General features: G+C 33.1%; 7 protein-coding genes. 2 read left to right on the forward strand and 5 right to left on the reverse strand.

Going from position 1 to position 6,818, the window contains the following annotated elements:
• Nucleotides 1–9: 9 nt before the first annotated feature.
• The 4 genes from ACMHJ2_RS12640 to ACMHJ2_RS12655 form a co-directional block, all read right to left on the reverse strand.
• Nucleotides 10–552, reverse strand: a complete 543-nt coding sequence (locus tag ACMHJ2_RS12640) for a hypothetical protein (RefSeq protein ID WP_413513219.1) — start codon at nucleotides 550–552, stop codon at nucleotides 10–12.
• Nucleotides 553–1,167: a bifunctional nicotinamidase/pyrazinamidase gene (gene pncA, locus ACMHJ2_RS12645; RefSeq protein ID WP_413513220.1), complete on the reverse strand. Its 615-nt coding sequence runs from the start codon at nucleotides 1,165–1,167 to the stop codon at nucleotides 553–555.
• A 58-nt stretch (nucleotides 1,168–1,225) separates the two neighbouring features.
• The gene (gene rocD, locus ACMHJ2_RS12650) at nucleotides 1,226–2,467 is read right to left on the reverse strand and encodes an ornithine--oxo-acid transaminase (RefSeq protein WP_413513221.1); all 1,242 of its coding nucleotides are present in this window, start codon (nucleotides 2,465–2,467) and stop codon (nucleotides 1,226–1,228) included.
• Nucleotides 2,468–2,756: 289 nt separating this feature from the next.
• A complete protein-coding gene (locus tag ACMHJ2_RS12655) occupies nucleotides 2,757–3,188 on the reverse strand; it encodes a hypothetical protein (RefSeq protein WP_413513222.1) in 432 nt (143 codons plus the stop codon).
• Between the two features lie 329 nt (nucleotides 3,189–3,517).
• On the opposite strand from ACMHJ2_RS12655, the gene ACMHJ2_RS12660 reads away from it, so the two are divergent.
• A complete protein-coding gene (locus tag ACMHJ2_RS12660) occupies nucleotides 3,518–4,006 on the forward strand; it encodes a GNAT family N-acetyltransferase (protein ID WP_413513223.1) in 489 nt (162 codons plus the stop codon).
• A gap of 66 nt (nucleotides 4,007–4,072) precedes the next feature.
• Complete coding sequence (locus ACMHJ2_RS12665; RefSeq protein WP_413513224.1) at nucleotides 4,073–4,702, forward strand: class I SAM-dependent methyltransferase; 630 nt, start codon at nucleotides 4,073–4,075, stop codon at nucleotides 4,700–4,702.
• A gap of 91 nt (nucleotides 4,703–4,793) precedes the next feature.
• Here the strand turns inward: ACMHJ2_RS12665 and ACMHJ2_RS12670 are convergent, their stop codons facing one another.
• Entirely contained in the window at nucleotides 4,794–6,770 is a 1,977-nt protein-coding gene (locus tag ACMHJ2_RS12670) for an OmpA family protein (protein ID WP_413513225.1), read from the reverse strand.
• Nucleotides 6,771–6,818: the final 48 nt, after the last annotated feature.

A 6,818-nucleotide genomic window follows, 5' to 3' on the forward strand; every position in this document is an offset into this window, starting at 1 on the left:
ACCATCTTTTCAATATTTTGCTAAAAAGGCTCGTTTTAAATCCAACAAGCTTTTATTGCTATTGATAAGACCATTAATTAAATATTTTCTAACTTCTTCTATCTCTGTATGTGTGATATATTTATACCAATCCTCGGAAAGAAGAACTTTTTTAATTTCCACGATACGTTTCGCTGTATCTTTCGCATTTCTGCGAAACGCATTGCTATCCTTTAGACTTGCAAAATGTTCAAAAGTCACTTTTTTTTGCAAAAAATTAACACTTATGACATAGTTGTTTTCTTTTTCATCATTGGGATAAAAACTTGACCATGAAGCATATCCAACATAATAACCTTGGCTTTCTTTGTTGTCAGAAATTAATTTCCATCTACAATTTGCAACTCTTCCCCAATGATTTGAATACCTAAAAATTCCCTGATCAGAAAAAAAATAACGGCTTCCTTTTTCACTTTGGTAATTCGGTTTTTTCTCCTTAATACTTTCTATTGAAACTTCTTTCCATTCACAATAGGTATGTTTAAAAAAATTGGTTGCGTTATATTTCTTCATTTATAAATTCAAATCTTCCTTTTGTGTTAACACAATAATATCCTTCTGTAGCATCTTTTCTTTAGCGTCTTCCAGCCCTTCCTTTGTGATGGGCCTTGTAGCAAAATCTAAAAAATACGTTTTAAATCCTGCCTTTTTTGCATCTACAGCTGTATAGTATACACAAAATTCGGCTGCTAATCCACATACATATACTTCAGATACTCCTTTGTCTTTTAAATAACCTAAAAGTCCAGTTGTATTTATTTTATTATTATCATAAAACCCACTATAGGAATCAATTTCCTCCTCCATCCCTTTTCTAAATACGGCTGCTACTGCGGTATTAGTCCATGCTTTACTAAATTCAGCTCCTGCTGTTCCTTGTATACAGTGATCGGGCCATAGTACTTGCGAAATCCCATTCAATTCAATCACATCATACACCTTTTTATGAACATGTTGAGAAGCAAAACTCTGATGATTCAAAGGATGCCAATCTTGTGTTGCAATAATCAAATCAAAATTTAGTTGTATCTCATTAATAAGCGGAATAATATCATCTCCATTTTGAACCGCCAAAGCTCCACCAGGCAAAAAATCATATTGTAAATCAACGACTAATAAAGCTCTCATAAGTTACTAATTTTATTTGAAAAACATAAAAAAAAACATAAAAAATTTTGTATTTCTATTATTTTTCAAATTCTTTTAACGTATTAACGATGATTGAAACACAATCTAATAGTTGTTCTTCATTCATTACTAAAGGTGGAGCAAATCGAATAATATTTCCATGTGTTGGTTTTGCCAATAGCCCATTATCTCTCAATTTTAAACAGATATTCCAAGCTGTATCACTTTCTTCTGTATCGTTAATTAAAATGGCATTTAGCAACCCTTTTCCTCTTACTAAATTACAGATAGAACTTGTTTCAATATACTTAGTTAATTCTTCTCTGAATAAATTCCCCAAATGGGCTGCATTATCGGCTAATTTTTCATCCAATACAACATCTAAGGCTGCAATAGCAATTGCTGCTGCCATAGGATTTCCACCAAATGTAGATCCATGTTGTCCTGGTTTAATTACATCCATAATTTCATTATCTGCTAATACAGCCGAAATAGGATAGGCTCCTCCAGATAAGGCTTTTCCTAATACTAGTATATCTGCTTTTACATTTTCATGTTGAATAGCTAACATTTTTCCTGTTCTCGCAATTCCTGTTTGTACTTCATCCGCAATAAATAAAACATTGTGTTGTTCACACAATAGCTTTGCTTCAGCTAGATACCCCGTTTGCGGTACATATACGCCTGCTTCTCCTTGAATAGGTTCTACTAAGAACCCTGCAATCGTTGCGCTATCTTTTTCTAAGGCTGCTCTAAGGGCATCAATATTATCGTAAGCTACACGAATAAATCCTTCCGTATAAGGTCCATAGTTTTTTCTGGCTTCTTCATCATTAGAAAAAGAAATAATAGTAGTCGTTCTTCCGTGGAAGTTATTCTCACAAACAATAATTTTTGCTTGATTTTCTGCGATTCCCTTTTTTTCATAGGCCCATTTACGACAAATTTTCAAAGCAGTTTCTACTGCTTCGGCCCCCGAATTCATGGGTAATACTTTATCAAAACCCATTAACTCCGTAATTTTCTTTTCATATAACCCCAATTGATCGTTATAAAAAGCACGAGAAGTCAACATTAAAGTATTGGCTTGATTCATCATAGCTTCAACAATCTTCGGGTGACAATGTCCCTGATTTACTGCTGAATAGGCAGATAAAAAGTCATAGTATTTTTTACCTTCAACATCCCAAACATATACCCCTTCTCCTTTTGTTAATACTACTGGTAATGGGTGATAGTTATGGGCTCCATATTGATTTTCTAAAGCTATTGCTTGCTCTGAAGTTAATTTTGCTGACATGGTGTTATCTGTTTTTAATTTATCTGCAATTTACTGCTTTTTCTATAAATAATACCATAAATACATTTTGGATGTGCATGAAATCCTATGCAAAATAAAGGAAATGAAAGCTTTATACTTTCTTTAATTTTCAAAAAATAGATGATAAAAAATAGAACTAATAACTCAATCCATTTTATTCTAACCTTTTTCTAAGGATTATTTCAATCTATTGCAAAATTTATAAAAACCCTTAGCAATAAAAAAAGTGGTCAAAATTTCTTTTGACCACTTTTTTTATTATAGTTACTTAACGCTTTAATTGTTTTTCTATTTCAATCCATTTGGTTGGATCCTCTTTAATTTCTAAATAATAATCATATAACATACGAGTTAATTTCACTTCAACGCGTTGTCCAAGCACCTCATTTAAAGTAAAATAACCGTGGAATTGTCCCTCTTTTTTAATAATAGGAGGTTTTTCTGCATGGGCATTCCAGGGTGACAAATTACTTGTATCATCACCATATAATCCATACTTATTCCAGATTGATTTTTTATTGTACTCATTTCCATAGATTCCAGATGAATTCCAAACCGAATTTTTATTTTCTGAAGGACAATTTAAGCATCCTAAATACTCTGGAACTTTGTCATTACTATAAATTTCTAGAATTTGTGCTTGTAAACTAAAGGAAATAAGACAAAATAAAACTACTAGTACAGGGGCATTCTTTCTCATTCTTTTTTTATTTTCACAATTCGCAAAATACAACTTATTTTAAACATTTGCATCATTTGTCTTTAGGTTATATGTTAATTTACATGCATATAAAACGGTTATTCGATTTGAGCACTTTCGATTTTCTCTTCTAATCAAATTGTTTTTTGCTTTCTATTCATTTCTGCTCTATTTTTAGTTTATTTTATGCTTCTAAAAAACAAAAAAGATAAATTTTCTTCAAGGATAAAAAAATTATATTAATTCTATTTATAGAACTGTATACCTTTAAATTTGTAAGGCGCTAAGGGCATACAATTCGATCATCAATTATTTAAATTAGAAACGCAATGCAAACGGAACGACTGCTAATTACGAAACTAAATCATCAAGACAATGCTTTTATTATTGAACTAGTTAATGCGCCAGGTTGGCTTAAATTCATCGGAAATAGAAATATTTACGACACGTTAGATGCGCAGTATTATATTCAAAATATACTAGACAATCCGCGATCTACTTTTTGGGTTGTCAAGCTCAAAACGACCCAGGAATCCATTGGTGTAATTTCTCTCATTAAAAGAGATTATTTGGCCTTTCACGATATTGGTTTTGCTTTTTTACCTACCTTTAGTAGATTAGGCTATGCATATGAAGCAACAAAGTATATGTTAGCCGTGTTTAAAAAAGAAAAAAAACATCCAATTCTTTATGGAACTACGCTACCTGACAACAAAAATTCAATCCAATTATTGATGCGCTTAGGTTTTACTTTTGAAAAATTAATCGAGGTGGAAGAAGAGTCTTTAAATTTATACCAATTAGCTCATGACGTTTAGTATTTGGTTACTAGCTAAAAATAGGACTACCTTTAACTATTCAGTTCTATCTAAATGTTACACGTTATGAAATGTCCTTTATGTCAAGGTGATTTAACGCATAAAGTTGATCCTTACTACTACCATTGTGAGGTTTGTTTTGCCTATGTAAAGGATAGACTTTACTATTTTTCGCAAAAAAAAGAAAAACAACACTATGAATTTCACATCAATGACATCAATGACCTAGGCTATCAAAAATTCACCTCTCCACTAACAAATGAAATTCTCGCTCGCATTTCACCAGATACTTTGGGGTTAGATTTTGGATGTGGTACAGGTCCTGTCATTACCAAACAATTAGTAGATCAAGGGTATAAAATCAACTTATACGATCCTTATTTCTATCCCGATTTATCTTACAAAAATTATTCTTATGACTATATTTTTAGCTGCGAAGTATTTGAACATTTTTATCATCCAGCAGTAGAAATTGCTCAATTAAAACAACTTCTTAAGCCCAAAGGGTTATTACTTATTATGACTCATCTCTATGAAAATCAAACTTCTTTTGATACTTGGTATTATAGAAAAGATGAAACCCATGTTTTTATTTATACAGCTCAAACTTTTGAATATATTGCACAACAATACAAATTCAAGATTCTTAGCTGTACCGAACGATGTATTGTATTAGAATCTCTTGATTCACATTAGAAGAAGGATTTATATTGACAAAAAAGGATTAGCTGAAAATTCAGCTAATCCTTTTTTGAAAAAATCACACTAATATAGGTTGTAAACTTATTTACTTATTCACAATAATAAACTCACTTCGTCTATTGACTTGGTGTTCTTGGTCTGTACAACGCACACCATTGCTACAAGCATTGAGTAATTGACTCTCGCCATAGCCTTTGCCTGTTAAGCGACTTGCATCAATCCCTTGACGTATCATCCATTGAACCGTCGATTGAGCGCGACGTTCGGATAAACGCAGGTTATACGCGTCATTTCCACGACTATCGGTATGCGAGCGAATAGCCAGTTTTAATTCTGGATATTGCAACATCACCTCTACCACCTTCATCAATTCAATCTGCGCATCTGCTCGGATCTCAGATTTATCAAAATCAAAGTAAATGGGCGATAATTTTAGTTTTTTAAACAAATCATCCCCTGTCTCTATTTTTGTATTCGCTGATTCCAATTCAATATCGATGCGAATTTGAGCTTTTCTATCAGTCTCTACCACAAACTCTTGGGTTAGATACCCCTCTTTACTCACCCGAATGCGATATTTTTGACCACATAATAACTTGTTTGAGCGATAATATCCTTGATTATCTGCATAAACAACATCAATTTGTTGCTGCATGCGATCAAAGACAATTATTTCTACTTTGGAAATAGCGAATTGACTGTCTTTATCGGAAATTAAACCATCGATAATTTGAATACACGGTTTTTCTACAAATAGGTAGATATCATCTCCTCCTTGTCCACTAACTCTATTGGAAGTAAAAAAGCCTTTTTGGGTTGCATCGTCTAGATAGAATCCAAAATCGTCAAAACGACTGTTGATATCTGGACCTAAGTTAATGGCTATACCTAAACTGCCATCCGAGTTAATCTTGGATTTATACAAGTCTAAACCTCCAAAACCTGGATGTCCATCCGTAGAAAAATAAAGCATATAACTACTTGAAATAAAGGGAAAAGTTTCACGACCTGAAGTATTGATTTTTTCTCCTAAATTTTCTATAGATCCAAATTCTCCCATATCATAAAGAGGTACTCGGAATAAATCCAATTGATCTAAACCTCCTTGGCGATCAGAAGCAAAATACATCCACTTTTCATCTGGTGTCAAAGCCGGATGAGCTGTATTGTACCCTTCTAAATTAAAAGGCAACTCTTCTACACTACCCCAACGTCCATCTTCTTGCATATGCGCTTTGTAAATCTTCAATAAAGAAGGCTCATTTTGGTCGTACTTGGCTCGCTTTCCATTACGAGTTCTATTATTACGAGTTCTATCATTACTAGTAAAATACATTGTGTTGCCATCTTTGGTAAAAATAGCAGTTCCCATATTGAGCTCTTTGGAAGCGATTTCTTTAGCAAATAAAACAGGCTCCTCTAATGTGCCATCTTCTAAAATAGTCGAGGCATACAATTTGGCATAGTACTCATTGGTCCAATTGTGGCGTTTATTTATCATTTGATGATTCTCTCGAGAAGAGGTAAATATCAATTGATTTTGTAAAATAGTAGCTCCATAATCTGAATAGGGACTGTTGACTCCCAAATTGATTAAAGAAAAACTAGACGTTGCTTGTGTAGCTTGACTAATTTCATCACTTGTTAAAAATAAACGAAAACGTGAATCTGCTATTTCTATTTCGCCAAAGCGCTTTAAGATTTCATCAGCTTGTTGGGGTTGTCCAACAGCCTTGAGCGTTTGACCAAAACGATAATAATATTCTGAATTTAGCAAGTTTAAATCTTTGCCTTCATATGAGCCATTAAACAGTTGATCATACCATTTATAAGCATCAGTGAATTTCCCATTAAAATAATAGGAATCCCCGAGTTTACTCAAGATAGAGGTATTAACATACCCCTTTTCAGCCATGCTTTCATAAACCTTAATCGCTTCTACATAGGCATAGGTATCAAATTCGCGATCCGCCTTTCTCTCTTTTCTGGTTTGTCCAAAGCTAATTACGCTAAAGAACAAGGCTAATAGCAACATACTATTGCCAAAATGGTGTCTAATCATACTTATGCGTTTTAGAAAAATCGGGGGGCGACTTTTTTCTTGTTGTTA

The sequence above is a fragment of the Myroides odoratus genome (assembly GCF_965118575.1).
GTDB lineage: Bacteria > Bacteroidota > Bacteroidia > Flavobacteriales > Flavobacteriaceae > Flavobacterium > Flavobacterium odoratum_B.